The sequence below is a fragment of the Pseudooceanicola nanhaiensis genome, from assembly GCF_020171315.1.
In the GTDB taxonomy this organism is placed as follows: Bacteria; Pseudomonadota; Alphaproteobacteria; order Rhodobacterales; family Rhodobacteraceae; genus Pseudooceanicola; species Pseudooceanicola nanhaiensis_A.
The window spans coordinates 580759-597101 of sequence record NZ_JAIUZP010000004.1; the positions used below are offsets into that span (position 1 = coordinate 580759).

17 protein-coding genes are annotated in these 16343 nt (G+C 67.9%); all 17 read right to left on the reverse strand.

Features of this window, described 5'->3' with window-relative positions:
* Window positions 1–69 precede the first annotated feature (69 nt).
* A complete protein-coding gene (locus LCM32_RS07615; protein WP_224820447.1) occupies window positions 70–807 on the reverse strand; it encodes a peptidoglycan-binding protein in 738 nt (245 codons plus the stop codon).
* Window positions 808–1230: 423 nt separating this feature from the next.
* On the reverse strand, window positions 1231–1848 hold the full coding sequence (locus tag LCM32_RS07620) for a hypothetical protein (RefSeq protein WP_224820448.1): 618 nt from the start codon (window positions 1846–1848) through the stop codon (window positions 1231–1233).
* A gap of 12 nt (window positions 1849–1860) precedes the next feature.
* Window positions 1861–2052, reverse strand: coding sequence for a DUF1353 domain-containing protein (locus LCM32_RS21965; protein ID WP_263618114.1), 192 nt, complete (start codon window positions 2050–2052; stop codon window positions 1861–1863).
* Window positions 2053–2206: 154 nt separating this feature from the next.
* Complete coding sequence (locus LCM32_RS07630) at window positions 2207–2605, reverse strand: hypothetical protein (RefSeq protein ID WP_224820450.1); 399 nt, start codon at window positions 2603–2605, stop codon at window positions 2207–2209.
* Window positions 2595–3101, reverse strand: a complete 507-nt coding sequence (locus LCM32_RS07635) for a hypothetical protein (RefSeq protein ID WP_224820451.1) — start codon at window positions 3099–3101, stop codon at window positions 2595–2597. Before LCM32_RS07635 ends, LCM32_RS07630 begins: the two co-directional genes overlap by 11 nt.
* Before the next feature lie 10 nt (window positions 3102–3111).
* Entirely contained in the window at window positions 3112–4302 is a 1191-nt protein-coding gene (locus tag LCM32_RS07640; protein WP_224820452.1) for a pyocin knob domain-containing protein, read from the reverse strand.
* Window positions 4302–5210 carry a hypothetical protein gene (locus tag LCM32_RS07645; protein ID WP_224820453.1) on the reverse strand — a complete coding sequence of 303 codons (909 nt, stop codon included), beginning with the start codon at window positions 5208–5210 and terminating at the stop codon, window positions 4302–4304. Before LCM32_RS07645 ends, LCM32_RS07640 begins: the two co-directional genes overlap by 1 nt.
* Window positions 5210–11731, reverse strand: coding sequence for a hypothetical protein (locus tag LCM32_RS07650; protein ID WP_224820454.1), 6522 nt, complete (start codon window positions 11729–11731; stop codon window positions 5210–5212). The genes LCM32_RS07645 and LCM32_RS07650 overlap by 1 nt, the downstream gene beginning before the upstream one ends.
* 55 nt (window positions 11732–11786) lie before the next feature.
* Complete coding sequence (locus LCM32_RS07655) at window positions 11787–11960, reverse strand: hypothetical protein (protein WP_224820455.1); 174 nt, start codon at window positions 11958–11960, stop codon at window positions 11787–11789.
* 158 nt (window positions 11961–12118) lie between these two features.
* Complete coding sequence (locus tag LCM32_RS07660; protein WP_224820456.1) at window positions 12119–12517, reverse strand: hypothetical protein; 399 nt, start codon at window positions 12515–12517, stop codon at window positions 12119–12121.
* A gap of 83 nt (window positions 12518–12600) precedes the next feature.
* Window positions 12601–13047, reverse strand: a complete 447-nt coding sequence (locus tag LCM32_RS07665) for a phage tail tube protein (protein ID WP_224820457.1) — start codon at window positions 13045–13047, stop codon at window positions 12601–12603.
* A gap of 8 nt (window positions 13048–13055) precedes the next feature.
* Window positions 13056–13445, reverse strand: a complete 390-nt coding sequence (locus LCM32_RS07670) for a DUF3168 domain-containing protein (protein WP_318246182.1) — start codon at window positions 13443–13445, stop codon at window positions 13056–13058.
* Window positions 13442–13999 (reverse strand): HK97 gp10 family phage protein, encoded by a 558-nt coding sequence (locus LCM32_RS07675; protein WP_224820458.1) that lies wholly within the window; start codon window positions 13997–13999, stop codon window positions 13442–13444. Before LCM32_RS07675 ends, LCM32_RS07670 begins: the two co-directional genes overlap by 4 nt.
* Window positions 13996–14346, reverse strand: a complete 351-nt coding sequence (locus tag LCM32_RS07680) for a head-tail adaptor protein (RefSeq protein ID WP_224820459.1) — start codon at window positions 14344–14346, stop codon at window positions 13996–13998. Before LCM32_RS07680 ends, LCM32_RS07675 begins: the two co-directional genes overlap by 4 nt.
* The gene (locus tag LCM32_RS07685) at window positions 14340–14912 is read right to left on the reverse strand and encodes a hypothetical protein (protein ID WP_224820460.1); all 573 of its coding nucleotides are present in this window, start codon (window positions 14910–14912) and stop codon (window positions 14340–14342) included. Before LCM32_RS07685 ends, LCM32_RS07680 begins: the two co-directional genes overlap by 7 nt.
* Window positions 14909–15085 carry a hypothetical protein gene (locus LCM32_RS22100; protein WP_224820461.1) on the reverse strand — a complete coding sequence of 59 codons (177 nt, stop codon included), beginning with the start codon at window positions 15083–15085 and terminating at the stop codon, window positions 14909–14911. The genes LCM32_RS07685 and LCM32_RS22100 overlap by 4 nt, the downstream gene beginning before the upstream one ends.
* Before the next feature lie 65 nt (window positions 15086–15150).
* A partial coding sequence (locus LCM32_RS07695) for a phage major capsid protein (protein WP_224820462.1) occupies window positions 15151–16343 on the reverse strand: 1193 nt, incomplete at its 5' end.

Below are 16343 nucleotides of genomic sequence, written 5' to 3' on the forward strand. Positions count from 1 at the left end.
CCCGGAATAGGGCCGCGGAGAGGACCAGCACGAGGCGCCAGTCGGTTATGGGAAGAAGCGGGAATCGGATCACGCAAAGGCGCTCTCAGCCGCCGCCTTCGAGGTCAGCTGCGGCAGCCCGCCGGTCGGCAGAGGCACGGTCGAGGGCCAGCGGAAGCTGGCAGCGGTGAACCGGCTTTTCTCGATCGGCGCGATGCTGACGGTGTTGGACTGGTTGCCCCCGAGGCAGTAGTACCGGGTCGCGTCCTCGCCCATGACGAAGGCGACATGCCCGCCGCCGTTGCGGATGATCGAGATGACCGCCCCCAGCACCGGAGCGCAGGAGACACCGAACCCGCGCCAGTTCAACGCCCAGTAGGGATTGACCCCGAGCTGGCCCGGGAAGGTCTCGGCGGGCAGCGTCAGGCGGATGCAGGTCTCGACGAAGTCCCCACACCACGGGAAGACCGACGGATCGCCAAGCGCGTGGCCGTCGCTGGCGAGGAAAGCCCGCAGCTCGGCGTTGTCGTAGATCTCGTGCAGCCCCTTGAACTTGAGGCCGACCTTGATCCAGTCGGGCAGGTTCAGCGTCCCGGTCTCGGCCGGCGCAGCCGGGTCCTTCATCAAAGCCGCCATGGTGAGCGGGCCGACATAGGGGCGCGGCGCATAGCCGATCGACCGCTTGAAGGCGATGATGGCCGCATTCGTGCGCCGGCCGATGATGCCGTCCACCGGGCCGGGGTCAATGCCATGCGCCTTGAGGCGCACCTGCGTGGTCATGCGCTCGTCCAGCGTCATCGCACTGTTGTCGGTCTTGCTCAGGGACATGCCGTTTCTCCATGCAAAAGGCCCCGCCGGATGGCAGGGCAAAAAATCTGGACGGATGGTGAGGATTGCGTCAGGTTGTGAGATGAGCGCGGAGAGGCGTTTGACTAGTTTCCCGTCACATCCCACGTTTGGCCAATTCGCGCTCAACTCCCCAAATGCGCCTCAGTTGATTTCAGCGATATCCGGATGCGGTTCGCGCCCCTCTGATCGCCACTGAGGATTTTCGGAAACAGATTGAGTTATGCGACCCGGGAAAGCTCAAGCATTTCGAAATCCAGACCAAACCCTGCTACTATCATTGAAGCGCACAGTTGCCGGGTCGCGAGCCTCAGGGGTGCAATCCCCCCTGCAATCCTCTGAGTAGACGCTGACCTAGCTCCCCCGACAACTGTGTGCTTTCAACTCTCCATCGCGGCCCTGCGCTCACCCCGCCAAGAGCTGATACGGCACCACATCGGTTCGATCCGGCACGCGCTTTCCGCCGCACTCGTAGTCGAGGACCAGGTACAGCTCGATCCGCCCGGGGAAGAGGTCAGCGGGCGGGACGATCTCGATGCGGAGCTTCTCGAAGCTGTCCCCGATCTGACGCCGGACGCCGCCCTTGATCAGGCGCGTGCCGGTCAGCGGTACGTTCCGCGCGTCGGTGAAGAGCGGCGTCCAGTCCATCAGGCGGCAGTTCTTGCCGAGGCGGGTCCGGGCAACAGTCAGCCACAGGACCACTGTCTCGCCCGCCTTGACCGGCTCCTCCACGTAGGAAAGCCCCTGCGGTTGCCGGATCACCCTGTCCTCGCCGGTGGCCCGACGCACGTCCTGTGCCAACCCCTCGACCTGATCAGCGAGTTTCTGGACCGCCCCCTCCGTCGCCAACCGTTCGAATCCGAGTTCTTCGCGGACGGTTGCCACGATCCAGTCCCGGTTCACGGCGTAGAGCCCCGCCAGCATCAGCAGCATGAGCGGCGTGACCACCGTCACGATCCAGAAGAGATCGCGCAGCAGTCCGATCACCGTGCGAGTGCGCGGCAGCAAGTCTTCCTTGGTCACAGGGAATCTCCGTCAGGTGTAGCGGTACAGCGAGACGGCCAGCCACATGACAAGGCGCCGCCAGACGCTCACGCCATCGGCTGCAAGCGCGTTGTGGAAGACCGCCCCGGCGGTCATCCGGTCCCACCCTTCGGATAGGAGCCAGTCGTGCAAGGCCGCGGCCTTGAGGTACTCAGGCGCGGCGGGATCGAAGAGCCAGCGCAACGCCCGAGGGATCGAAACATCAAACTGAAAGCCCAAGGGACGACCACCGCGCAGCCCGTCTCGAGGTGACCGATGAACCAGACGAGGGGCTCGGTCACAAGAAACAGCCCGCCGCCGAGCGGCTGGCACCAGTTTTGCGCCGTGGTGTATTGGCTCACGAAGGCCACCGGCTATCGTCGGCGAAGTCCTCCGGGATTGCGCCGCTGTCCACCATCGCCCAACTAGCGGCCATGACCTGCTCGACCCACTCCATCCCGGTGGAGGCCAGTTCGACCGCCTGCGCGCCGGTCAACTCGTGGATCGTGTTCGCGTCATCCCGGAAGGTCACCGTCTCGGAGGAGCTTGTGGCCGTGATCGCGGCGCCACGCTGGAGGACGGCCAGCATGATGGTCTGATCGAAGGCCCGCCCGCGCACCGGCACGCTGCCGAAGGAGAGGGTCAACGTCGTGCCAGCATCGAGCCGCTGCGCGCGCTCTTGGTGAAGCGCGGCTTTCAGGTTGGCCTGCGATACCTCGACGGCCTCGGCAGCCGTGCGCATCCAGTCATTCGGCATTGGTCGCCTCCTCTTCGTCGGCAGGTGCTTCGCTTTTGGACACGTCCGACATGGGGACGCTCTCGATCAGGACAGGCAGGACCGGGACAGTGCACCAGCCCGCCTCGCCCTGCGCGATGCCGTCGCGCCACGCCACGGCATAGCTCGGCACATCGACCTCGGCGTCTTCCGCCACCTGCTGGAGGTCGGAGAGGCCCGTGGGGATCACGTAGCAGGTGGCGCTGTCATAGGCGGCGGCGTCGATCTCGACCTCGCTGCCGCGCCAGTGCGCGGGCCGGTTCGGCACCCGGCTGGCGATGACCGACTGGCACAGCGTCACATGCAGTTCGCCCTCGCTGTCGCGGTGGACCCCACGCAGGCCGATGGCCCGGGTGGTCGCATTGCCGAGGAACTGGCCGCCATGCTCCAGCGGTGAGAGGTCGAAGCCGTTGATGGTCTCGCCGTCGAGGACGTAGGCCGCGGGCGCCTTGCGCGTGGCAAGGAACAGGATCTTCATGGTGGCCTCCTTATGCCGGGGTGAACCACTCACCGATCGCGGTGAGGGCGAAGTCGCCGGTGTTGACCGAGGTGAAGGCGGCAGGGGCGAGCCAGCGCAGGCTCCAGCCAGCATCTGCGCCGGTGCTGCCCGCATCCCCGATCAGCCCACCGCTGCCCGGCGTGGCCCGCCCGACCGCGCACTTCGGGAACGACCCGCTCACGAAGTCGACCGGGAAGTCATAGGTGGTCACGTCGCTGCGATAGGTGCCGTTCAGATTGGTGGTCGAGGAGACGGTCTCGGCGGTGGTGTTCATGGTGCAAATCTGCGTGCCGTCCGCGAAGCGCACATACTCGCCGTCCGAGTTGCTGTCCCGTTCGATCAGCGCCCCGGTCGGCACCCCTGCCGCCTCGCTCACGGTCCCCAGAACGGAGCCCTGCGTGAAGAACTCGGTCCAGGCATTCCAGCCGGAATTGCTCGTCCGGCCGAAGAAGCGATTGCCGTTGTTGGTCACCTCCCCGACGAACTGGATCTTCCGTGCATTGGCGATCTTGATGTGGAAACCCGCATAAGACCCGTCGCTCCTCGGCGCGTTGGCCGGCACATTGGTCCCCGCCGCATTCCCTATGAAATGCGTGGTGTCGATGTTGTCGAGGTCATCGGTCGAAACGTAGTTGTTCGCCGTCCCAAGAAGGCCACCGCCGCCGACCACCAGAGCCCGCCCCGCCGTCACGTCCATCATAGTGGTCTGGATCGCCACCGGGCGCTTCTGCCAAGTCCCGAAGGTCCCATTGTTCATGGTCCGGCCCCACTCCTCCGCGCCGGTGGTCGGGTAGTTTGCCCGCCAGATCTGGACGCAGTTATTCGCGGTCAGGCCCGGAACCACCGTCAACGAGCCGTAGGCATGGGGAAACTCCGCGGGAATGTTCAGCGTGTCCCCATTGGTCGACCAGAACCCGCTGGTGAGGGCCGTGTTGAGGTCTGCGACCGCGTTTGAGTTCCCACCCCAGCCGAAGGCGCCCACGATCATGCCGCGCCCCGCGGAGGTGTCGGTCACGCTGTCCTGGAGCGCGTTGCCGAGGATGTCCTGGGGCGTGAGCCCCTCCAGCTCCGGGATGAAGGTGCCGATCAGCCAGGAGAAGAGCGCCAGCGCCCGGTCGTTGAAGGTGGAGGGGTCATTGAGCGACGGCAGCGTGGGCGCGTCGGTGAAGTCGATACTCATCAGGTCAGCCCTTCGATCTCGAGATTGACGATCGAGACCCCGGCCTTGCGGAGCGGGATCTCGTAATCCTGGAAGAGGCCGTAGGTCATGACCCCGTAGTTCTTGATGATGTCCTCGGAGGCGAAGTAGACGGTCGGAGCATCCCGCCGCGAGTTCAGCCAGCGCTGCGTGCGCGCCGCCCCGGTGGCGGGCATCGAGAAGCGGTAGTTCACCGGATCAGACTTCGCGCGGGGAACGATCGTCCAGTTGCCGAAGGTGTCCTGCTCCTTGGTGGAGAAGCTGGTCAGCCCGACCGTGGTATCCTCCAGCGTGGTGCCCAGCGTCACCACTCGGCCCAGCACGATCTGGCCCACCTCCACCGTGCCGATACCATCCCCGATCGTCAGGTCGATGGCGTAGCCGACATAGGCTGCCAGATCGACGAAGAGCGCCTGCGTCTGGTAGCTGTCCAGCTCGGTGGTGAAGAAGCTGAACCAGTCCACGATCTCGCTGTCATCGACCAGGGAGAGCGTCGTGTCGTAGGTCTCTGTCGCCCCGGTGTCGGTCACCTGTACCCGGATCTCCGAGGCCTCGAGCCCGAAGAAGGCGATCCCCGTCACGAGGCTGTCGACCGTGACCCGGTAAGTCACGGTCCCGGCCTTCGTCACCGGGTCCGCCAGCTTCTGATCGAAGGCCTTCCAGCGGTTCGTGGCGCCGACCTCGAACCACCAGGTGCCGTCGTCGGTGGTGGGATCGTAGCCGAGGTTGCTGCCCGCCGCGCTCTCGTAGACCTTGTGGGTCGCCAGCACGATCACCTGCTCCGCGGTGGCATAGGTGGTGCCTGCGTCCCACTCGTCGGCGTCGTCCTCGGTCACGTTGGAGGCCGCGAGCGTGGCATCGGTCATGGCCATGGGGATGATCAGCTTCATCAGGCGGCCCTTTCCGGCGGTGTGCCAATGGTGTCGTCCTTCACGGCCAGCTTGCGGAGCTTGGCGAGGTCGCTGGCCTGCGAGAGCCCCAGCTGGCGCTGCTCGTCCTTCAGGTCCGCCAGCTCGGCCCGCAGGCGGCGCAGTTCCTCGACCACCCCGCGATTGCCGAGCAGGTCGCTGGTCTGGGGCGCGCTGTAGTAGCGGGCCGGGCCGGTGACCTCGAGTTCCGGGCCATTCTCGCCCACCAGCCGCAGGCCGCCCGCGTGCAGCCCGCCCATGGCAAAGGCCGGCACCCCGCCCATGGTGCGGATCTGCTGGCGCAGCGTCTCCATCTGCTGCGCCAGCTGCGTCGGCTGGCCGAGAAGCGCCTGCAGCTGGTCCTCCAGCCCGCCCTCGCCCCAGAAGGCATCGGAGAAGGCCGTGAGGTCGGCGCCGGTGCCGTATTCGACATGGCTGGCCCGGTAGGTGATGTAGCCCTCGGGGCTGACCGCGAGCCCGGCATCGCCCGTGCCGTTGCGCAGGCTGACGCCGGTTTCCGCCTCCAGCGCCTCGATCTGGGAGATGATCGAGGAGGCCTGCGACACGACGCCCGCGCGCGCATCGGAGACCGCGGCCAGCTGCTGCTGCAGGCCGGTCAGCGCAGCGCTGCGTTCCCGCTGCAGCGTGTCGGCCGCCACCGCCGCGCGCAGTTCATCCAGCGCCGCCTTCAGCGCGGTGAAGGGCGCGGTGATGTTGCGGCTCAGTTCATCCTCGAACCAGGCCGAGAAGGCGGTGGAGGGTTCGAAGACGACCGTGCCGTTGAGGGTCACCTTGCCCGAGACGCTGCCCGCGATCATGTCGAGCAGGGTCTTCTCCCGTCCGGTCAGGCCGGAGAGGTCCACCGCGCCGTCGATGATCTTGGTGATCGTGGTGCTGCCGGCGGCGATCTGGCCCAGGAAGCTGTAGCCCGCGCCGGTGATCTCGCCCGTCCGGATCGAGGCAAGGATGCCGCGCGCCACCGAGCCGTCGCCCGCGAAGAGCTGACGGAGGTAGTCGAAGCCCCATGCGCCGATCGCGCCCGCGCTGGTCTGGCCGGTGATGGCGCGCAGCGTGTCGCCGTCGCCCGCGTAGAGCTGGCGCAGGTACTCCAGCCCCCAGGCCCCGATGCGGCCGGAGCTGGTCTGGCCAATGATCCCGCGCAGCGTGTCGCCGCTGCCCTCGAAGAGCTGGTTGAGGTAGTTGAAGCCCCACGCCCCGATGCCGCCCGAGTTGGTCTTGCCGGTGATCCCGCGCAGGACCGAGCCCGTGCCCATGAAGAGCTGCGAGAGGTAGCTGAAGCCCCAGCTGCCGACCCCGCCCGTGCTCATGGCCGCCGTGACGCCGCGCTTGGTGTAGCCGTCCCCGCTGAACAGTTGCGAGAGATAGCTAAATCCCCAGTTCTGGACGCCGCCGGAGGACATGGCCGCGGTGATGCCACGCTTGGTGAAGGCTTCCCCGTCGAAGAGTTGCGACAGGTAGTTGAAGCCCCACGCGGCCACGTTGCCCGAGGACATCGCTGCCGTGATCCCGCGCTTGGTCGCACCATCCCCGTCGAAGAGCTGGAAGAGGTAGTTGAACCCCCAGTCCCCGATGTTGCCGGAGGACATGGCAGCGGTGATCCCCCGCTTCGTGAAGCCGATGCCCTCGAATATCTGCCCGAGGTAGTCAAAGCCCCAGCTGCCGATGCTGCCCGAGGACATTGCGGCGGTGATGCCGCGCTTGGTGGTGCCCGCGCCTGCGAAGAGCTGTGCCAGGTAGTTGAAGCCCCACGCGCCGATGTCGCCGCTGTCCGTCTGCCCGACGATGCCGCGGGTGATCTCCCCTGCCCCGGCGAAGAGCTGCGCGAGATAGTTGAGGCCCCAGTTCCCGATCCCCGAGGCGTTCATCTTGGCATAGATCGCGCGGGCCACCTCGCCGTCACCCTCCACCAGCTGATCGAGGTAGTTGAGGCTCAGCCCCACGAGGCCGCCGGTCAGGACCTCCGCCTGCACGATCCGGTTCACCGGATCATCGCCGGAGGACAGGGTTTCGAGGAAGTCGAGCGCGAGGCCGCTGAGGCTGCCCGTGGCGATCATCGCGGTGATCGAGCGCCAGACATCGGGCTGGCCGCTGGCCAGTTCCTCGATGAAGGTGCGCCCGATGTCCTTGATCCCCCGGCTGTCGAGATAGCCGCCGATGGTGCGCGCGTTCCATTTCTTCCCGCTGGTCAGCTGGTCGAGGAACATGACGTCGAAGGTCGTGATGCCGAGCGGGTTCACCACGGCGCTGATCGTGTGCAGCGTCGTCAGGCTCCCGGTCAGCAGCAGGGTCCGCTCGTCTTCCGTCAGGCTGTCCGCGAAGGCCATGGCAATGGTGATGCCGCGCACGGCGTCGGTGTTGGCCTCCAGCAGCAGCGCCGAAACCTGCGGATCGAGCCCTTCGGAGAGCGTGCCGAGGATGTTGACGACATATTGCCCTTGCTGATCCAGCAGGACCTTGCGCGCGTCATCGGACAGGCTGTCGGAGAAGGCCGCTTCGATCATCAGCGCGAAGGTGCTGGCGTCCGTCGTGATGATGTCGCGCACCTCCTTCGAGGTCGCGGCATCGAGCGAGGCGGTGATCGCCACCGAGTAGGCTCCGATGTTGCCGAGCGCGAGCGCAATGGCGTCCTCGTCCGCATCCGAGGCAAGCGCCACGTTGACCACCCGGGACAGCTCGGAGGAGCCTGCCAGCGCAACCCGCATCTCCTTGCCGGTGAGCGTGGAGCCCATCACCATGTTGACCGTGCGGGTGAGCGAGGTCACGTCGTCCAGCGCCAGCCGCATCAGGTTCGGGCTCAGCTCCTCGCCCAGCACGAAGTCCACGGTCTTCATGTGCTCGGAGGCCGCGTTCACCGCGAGGAAGCGCAGATCCGGGGTCAGGTCCTTGGCGGTCACCGCGAACTCGATCTCGGACATGATCCCGTCGGTGGCCGCCTTCAGGAGGTCCTTCACGTCCTTCGGTAGGCTGGTGGTCGGGATCAGCGTGATCTGCGCCTCCAGCTCGGCCATCAGGTCCGAATAGGAGAAGTCCTGCAGCGCCTCGATCGCGCCTTGCAGGCCGGTCAGGCTGCCCTCGAACGCGGCCAGGTCCTCGTCGGTGATCTCGCCGCTGCTCTGCAGGTAGTCGTTCAGCTCGTTGAGCACCTCCAGCTGCTGCTCGGAGAGATCGACGATCGCCTCCTCGATCGACCCCTGCAAATCGGAGACGCCGGCCAGCTTGTTCGCCTGCGCCAGCACCGCGCTCTCGGACCGCTTGTAATCCGCCAGCGAGGTCGCCTGCACCTTGGCCGCATCGAGGTAGGTGGAGGAGAGCGCCGCGAAGTCCTGCGCCGCACCGAGATCGCCGCCAAGCGCCGCGGTGAAGGCCTCCTGCATGGCGGCCCAGGTCGCCTGCATCCGGGCCTCGCCCGTCCCGGTCCCGGTGCTGCCGGTGATCTCGCGGATCAGGTCGCGCAGGCCATCGGCCACGCGATACCAGGCCGTCGCCGCCTGCTCCGCCTCCCGGGCCGTGGAGGTCACCTCGCTGATCATGTCCCCCAGCACGCTCGAGGTGGTGCCCACCAGCGCCGAGATGATGTCGGTGAAGCTCTGTGCTGCGGGCAGCACCTGGTCCATGGTGCCGGCTAGCTGGAGGAGGACGGCGTAAAGCTCCTGCCCGCTGTCCGTGGACAGGTCGAGGCTTTCCACCAGGTCGCGATAGGCCGCGCGGGAGGCGGGCAGCGCCACGCCGAACGCGGCCAGCGCCTCGGTCGCCTGACGGGTGTAGACCTCGATCCGCTCCGCCTCGGTGTAGAAGGCCGCGAAGTAGGTGCTGGCCGCCGTGTTGAAGGCATCGGTGCTGCCGAAGAGCTGGACCAGCGAGGACGCCAGATCCGCGCCCGCGATCGAGACCTCGAACATGCTGTGCCCCAGCGTGTCGAAAACCGCCGCCGTGGCCGTCAGATGCTCGGAGAGCCGCGACAGCGCCTCGGAGGAGCTTTCCCCGGCCAGCATCACGTCATGGCCCGCCAGCACCAGGTCGGCCATCTCGTCGGCCATGCCGGTTAGCGCCTCCTGCACCGCCGCCGCGATCTCGTCGTCCTCGAGGTCCTTGGTGGAGATGATCAGCTGCGTGGCGAAGTCATCGAAGACCGAGGAGGCCACGCCGATGGCACCCGCCGCGGCGACAACGCCGTCCTGCACCTGCTGGATGGCCAGCAGCACCGGGTCAGCCACCTCTGCCTCGGCGGGCGAGTAGCTGTACTTCTTCGACGAGATCAGGCCGAAGAGCGCGGTCTTCTTCACGTATTTGAAGGTCTCGACGAGGCCGTCCATCCCGTCGATCGTCACCCGCAGGCCCGCGTCCAGCAGCTTGGTCTTGCCGAAGAGGCCGGAGATCAGGGGGATGGCCAGCGCCAGCGGCCCGGCGATCGCGCCGATGGCCGCGGCGAAGGCGCCGAGGCTGGTGGTGGCCGCCCCCAGTACCGAGCCGAGGTAAGTGGCCGCCGAGGCCAGCCCGCCCCCTGCCCCGAAGAGCGAGGTCACGAGGCCTGAGGCCCCGGAGACGAAGCTGCCGCCCAGCCCGAGGACGCTGCCGAGAATGCCGTTGCTGCCGCCGATCGACCCCGTCGCGCCGGAGGTGCTGAGCGTGCCAGAGGCGCCCGCAGAGCCGGTCACGCCCATGTTGATCAGGATCTCGTTGCGCGCCGCCGTCGTCGTCATCTCGCGGATCATCGACTTGAAGCCGCCAAGGATGCCGTCCTTGAAGCCGTCGAAGTCGCTCAGGCCGTTGGTCAGGAAGTCCCCGAAGGACCCCGCGATGCTGTCGATGCCGGAGACGACCGAGTGCGCGGCGTCTTCCTCGATCTCCTCGGCGGTCTTCACCGCCTCCTTCAGCACCTCGTCGAAGCTCTTCGCGCTCTTGGTCGCGTCCTTCAGCCCCTTCGAAGCCGAGCCCGCGCCATCGCCCACGCCCTTGAGCGACGTGTTCAGCCGGTCCGCCGCAGAGGCCCCGTCCTCGGAGGCCTCTTCGGTCTTGGCCACCGCATCGCGAAGCGCCTGCACGGATTCGAGCGGCGCGGCGAAGGCCTTGGCGGCAGCCTCTGCATCGGCCTTCGCCGCGCCCGCGGCATCTTCCGCCGCGGTCTGGATCGCCGCGAGCGATTGCGTGATCTCTGCCGAGGCACCCTGCAGGTTGGTCCCGAAGAGGCTGTTGAGGCCATCGGCCACCGTCCACGTCAGATCAATCCACGCGCCGACCATCGCATTGAGGCCTCCCACGAAGACCGCCTTGGCATTGTAGATCATGGTCTTGATCGACTGGTAGACGAAGTCGGCCCCGTTCCCGATGCGCTCCCAGACCTCGACGGCCACGTCCTTCACCAGCCCGAGCGCCGTGCCGAAGCCGCCAGTGGCGCTGACCAGTCGCCCGAACTGGTAGATCAGCTCCCCGGCGCCCACGACGACGATGCCGATCCCCGTGGAGATGATCGCCCCGCGCAGCGTGCGCAGCGCGGCGGACATCCCCTTGATGCTTACGCTGGCCAGCGCCGAGGAGGTCGAGGTCGCCCCGAGCGCCAGTTCCAGCGCCACCGCCTGCCGCACGGCAGCTGCTGCCGAGGCCACGAAGGTGGTGCCCAGCGAGATCGCCAGGCGCGCGCCGAAGGCCGCGGCCACCGTGCCGCCGATCACCGCCAGCCGATCGAGGTTCTCCACCAGCGGCTGCAGCGCCACCGCGATGGCAGCACTTGCCTGCGCCGCGGCCTCCATGGCCGGGGCCACCTGCACCGCCAGCGTGTTGCGCAGGCCCTTCCACGCCTCGCCCGAGGTGTCGACCGCCTGCTGCGCGCGCCCAAGCGCCGCGATCGCGCTCTGGTCCATGACCGCGCCCAGCTCCTCGGCCCGGTCGCCCAGCCGGTCCATCTCCGCGCCGTTCTGCACCAGCAGCGGCAGGAGGCCTGCGCTCTCGGAGGCCATGGCCTCCATGTAGAAGGTCATCTCCTGCTGGCTCAGCCCGGCCTTCTCGAGGCTGGAGACATAAAGCTGCAGCGCCTCCGGGCCGGAGAGGTTGCTGAACTGCTGCGCGGTCATGCCGATCTTGGGCGCGATCTTCTCGAAGAAGTCCGCCATCGGCCCGCCGCCGGTCTGGACGAACTCGCCCACCCGGTCGTTCACATCCTTCAGGATGCCCGCGAGCTGGTCCTGCTCGATCCCGACCGACTTGGCGCCCGCCGCCCACCGCTGGAAGACGCCCGCCTGCGCGTTGGACAGCCGCGACATGGTCTCGATCTCGCGCGCGGCACCGGCCGCGGACCGCGTGATCGCCGCCATGCCCGCCACCGCCGCGCCGAGCCCGGCGGTGGAGGCGGCCACCGTGCGGGCGAGACCGGCAAAGCGCGTGCGCATGCCATCGGTCGAGGCCGTGGCGCGGCGCACGCCCTGCTCGAATTGGGCGCTGTCGAGGCCGAGGTTGACCCTCAGCGATCCGATGACGGATTGCGGCATTGCACTGGTTCCGGTGGTGAGGAGGGAGAGAAGAGACGCGCCGCTCCCGGCGCGCTCAGTCGCGCTTCATCGGCCCCCGGCGCATGGCCAGCCCGATGAAGTATCCGCGCACCTGCGCATGCTGAAGCGCCTGCGCCCCGGCAGCCTTGCGGCCACCAGGGGCAGAGGCCGCCGCCTTGAGCGGCTTGTACTTCGGCATCTTGGCAGGCTGGTGGACCGCGAAAGCCACCCAGCTGGCCAGCTCGTGGTTCAGCTGGCGCCGCTCTTCGTGGCGCGCCCGGCGGCCCTTCCAGACCGCCGCGAGGATCAGATGGACCTCGGCAGGCGTCAGGCACCAGAAGCGCTCGTAGTCCTGCCCTTCGCAGACCCACTGCTCCAGCAGGCGGGTCAGCTCGTCGCGGTCGCCTTGCGGGGCTTCGCGGGGGCTTCGGCGTTTCCCGGGGCCGCCCCTGCCGCGCCCTCGCCGTCAGCCGCCACCTCGGGCGGTTTGGGGAAGGCTGCCTGCACGGCCTTGCCGATCAGGTCCCCGGTCTCCTTCAGGCCGAGATCATCAATCAGGTCCCCGACCTCCGCCTCCGTCATGGTCTCGTCGCGATCGACCCCGACGAAGAAGATACGCCGCACGCGCTTGATGTCGCCGGGCCGGTCCTGCAGGGCCTGCACGCCCTCGATCAGGGTCTCGCCCGCGAGGTCCTGGTAGCGCACCATCGCATTGGTGGTCAGGTGGATCTGGTGCTGCGCGCCGCAGGCGGTGAAGGCGATCGCGCCGCGTTTGGAATTGCTCATGGTCATCTCTCAGGTTGGAGGGGGAGAACGACGAAAGGCGGCCCCGGATGGGAACCGCCTTTCGTCAGGGATCAGGCTGGGTGTCAGGCGCCGGCGGCCGTGCCCCGGGTCCAGTCGACGCCGCCGGTGGTGCGGATCGAGATCGTCATGCCGACGATGCCGCCCACGTCGGAGCCTTCGGGCTGCGGGGTCGGGAAGCCGCGGAACTCGAAGACGTCGCCCGAGGACTGGCTCGGGGCCGGCGGCAGCGTCGTGCGGTAGTAGATCGCGGCGGTCTCGGCCTGGTCCGAGAGCTGCTGCTCGTAGCCTGCGGGCGTGTAGCCGCAGCTCAGCGAGATGACGCCCGCATCCTTCAGGCCCTTGACGTATTCCTTGAAGCCGTCCGGGCTGTCGAGCGAGGTCGCCTCCTGGTAATCGGTCTCGACCGCGGGCACCGCGATCGACTTGCATTCGGGAATCGCTTCCCAAGTGGTGCCATCGGTCGAACGCTCGACCGTGGCGCCGTAGAGGATGAACTGATCGCTCATCATGGCCTCCTTCAGGTGGTGGTGTAGTGGACGAAAAAGTCCAGTGAAACGCGGAAGGGCCGGTCCGCTTCGTTGCTGCCGCCCTCACGCCCTTCCCGCGCATCCGCGAAAAGAACGGCCTGCAAGAGCCCGCCGCGATAGCCGCCGAGAGCGGCGCGCACCGCGCGGGCAAGTCGTTTGGCGGCGCCGTAGCTGTCCGCCTGACAGTCGATCTGGACCCGCGCATGGGCGACCCCGTTGGGCCCCGCGAGCGTGTGCCCCTCCACGTCGGAGATCACGCGCAGGATGACCCCGGGCCACGGTTCGCCCTGCGGATGGGCGCCCCAGTTGATCCGTGTGCCGCAGATCGCCGTGACGCTGGCGGTGGCCAGAAGCCGCGCGCGCAGTTCCTCTTCCATCATTCCCACCCCGCCGTTTTGCGCGCCCGCGCCTGCGCGCGCTCCACCGCCGTGGCGATCTCGAACCAGAGATCCTCCTTCAGCCGCGCCAGCATATTGTCCTTGTCCTGATCCCACGCGGGCCGCATGTAAGGCGTCGGGTCCACATCCGCCGAGCCGAACTCCTGCACCCAGGCCTTGATCGCCTCGTCCTTGCTGCCGGCCTTCTCCGGCCCCATGAAGAGCTCGACATGGGGCGCCGCGCCCCCGAGGTTGGCGGCCCGGCGCGCGGAGCGCAGGGCCGAGGCCGCCTCGCCCCGGGTCCCGCCGTCGCGCATCACCTGCGCGAACGCGCGCTTGCCCACATCCGCCGCCGCGCCGATCGCCTTGGCCGAGACCTCGACGCTCTCGATCAGATCGCCGGTCTCCTCCGGCGCCAAGCCTCGCGCCAGGCGCGCCATCGGCTCGAGCGCACTGATCCCGGCCCGCCGCAGCGCCGCCCGACCCGTGGCCTTGGTCATCTTCTCGAGCTGCGTCTCCAGTTCGGCAAAACCCTCGAGGCTGACGCGTGTCTTCACAGGTCCGCCCGTGCGCTGCCGGTGATCTCGATCCACCGGCGCCGGGCGACCTCCTTCAGGCCGATGATCGCGAAGTCCTGCCCCTCGCAGGTCAAGCGGTCCTTCGGCGTGATCGCCGCCGTGAAGGGCGACCACCGCACCAGGAAGCGCGCCATGACAGAGGCCGCCACCTCGCCCGCCCGCCAGCGCTCGGCGTCGGAGACGTCGGTGCGCCTGGCCCGCACCGGGGCGCCGAGGTCCTCGAAGTCGCCAGCGGCAGAGGTGAAGCCGTCGTCCGACGTCTCCCGGCGCCGGACTTGCACCTGGCGGTCCAGGTCGCTCCAGCGCAGGTCCCGATTGCTCACCATCCGACGGCCCGCCGGTTGCCGAAGACCTGCCGCATGTCCGCCATGGCCATCGGCACGCCCTGGTCATAGGCGACACCCACCATGTGGATGATGGCGCTCTGATCCTCCGCCCGCGGCGCAAGCAGCGAGGTCGCCGCGCCGCCTGGCGCGTCATAACCTGCAGAGAGGTCGATCCGCACGGCTGCCGGCCGACCGGAGAGCGCGGGCAATGCCGTGGAACGGTCGAAGCTGAGCGACCAATGGGGCACCGCCTCGGTCAGATACCACCCCGAGGCGGCAAGCGTTTGCGCGACATCGGACGGGTCGAGATAGCTGACCTCTGAGACCTCCCGCAGCGGCAGCGCAGGCAGGCGCACCGCCGCGCACCAGGCATCAAGCGTCAGCCGCAGGTCGGTGGGCCGCATGAACCGTCCGGTGAAGTCCTCGTAGCGCGCGGTCTCCGACCGGATCAGCTGCTCAAGGCGCACGTCGTCCAGCGCATGTTCGACCCGCAGCGCCGCCTTGAGATCGGTCAGATCGACCGCCAGCCCCTCCGGCTGCGCGCGCCGGATCAGGAGCCCGCTCACGTCGCAGACTTTGTCCGGGGGGCCTTCACGGCCTTGTTCCGGGGCGCAGGCTCCGCCTTGGCCAGGACACCGCGATCGACGAGATGCTGCACCTCGGTCTCGCGCGCCTCGCGGGCGGCGCCTTCCCCATACCACTTGTCCCCCTGGTGGGGGCGCAGGACTGTGTACTTCACGGATCAACCCTCCATCGGCTTGCAGAGAGGGCGGGGTCCCCCGCCCTCCTTCGCAAACCGATCGCTCACTCGGTGACGTAGCCGAGATCGCCGTAGACGAAGGCCTCCGGCCGGTAGACCGCGAGCGCGAGACGCTCTTCGCCGAGCAGCGTCACCATGTTCCGGGTGAAGTCGTCGTTGACGTAGCCCACCTCGACCCGGGCATCCCAGCGATCGAAGATCTGCGCGCCGAGCTTGAAGGCCCCGGTCAGGAACTTGTCGACGGAGATCGCCTGGGTCTCGACCACCGGCAGGTTCCAGAGCGTCGGCGACAGCGTGCCCTGCGGGTTGCCGATGATGTAGCGGCCCTCGCTGTCCTTGGTCAGCTCGATGCGCGCCCAGTCGATCGGGTTCATCACGTGGCCCGTGGCCGGATACTCGGCCAGGGCGGCCTGCAGCATGGCGAGCCGCATGGTGTCGATCGCCGTGCCCGCGCTCGGCGTGAAGGGTGCCGCATAGGCGGTTGCGTTCGGGATCAGCCCGTGGAGATTCTGCCCGGTGCCGTCGCCGTTCAGCAGCTGGTTCTCCTCGGCGTAGGACAGGCCGTAGATCAGCCGCTGGTCGATCATCGAGCGCAGGAAGGAGACGTCGTCGAGCGCCTGCCGACTGGCCTTCATCCAGTGCGCGATGACCTTGGCGGTCGAGCTCTTCAGGTCCAGCTTGATGTCCGAGGACGGCTTGGCCGCGCCTTCGGCCACCGGGGCTGCGTTGTTGGTGAAACCGGTCTCCTGGACGTACTCGATGGTGTTGCCGTCCATGCGGCCCTGCGAGAGCAGGTCGCGCACCGTCATGCGGCGTTGCGGCAGCTCCTGCACCCCCGGCAGACGCGTGGGCGCCACCCCGTCGCCGACCGAGCCGTCGGCATCGGTGGTCAACGTGGTCAGGTTGGCCTTCACCCGCAGGTCGGCCTTGCCGCTGCTGGGGCCGCTCTCCAGCCAGGACTTCACCTGTTCGTTCTCGACGAACTGCTGGCCCAGCGACTTGCGCGTCTCCCGCTCGCCCTCGCCGCGGCGGGCCATCTTCTGCTCGAGCTCGCTCACCTGGCCGGTCAGCTCGTTCATCTTCAGGAGCGCCTCGTCGGCGGTCTCCTTCAGCTTCGTGGTCAGCGTCTCGCCGGCCTTGGCCTTGCCGAGCGCCTCGTCCGCGATCTCCTTGACCGCGTTGATCGACCGTTCGTGCGCAGCTTTGACTTCGGCGGCAAGCTGCTCCGCCGTCTTGG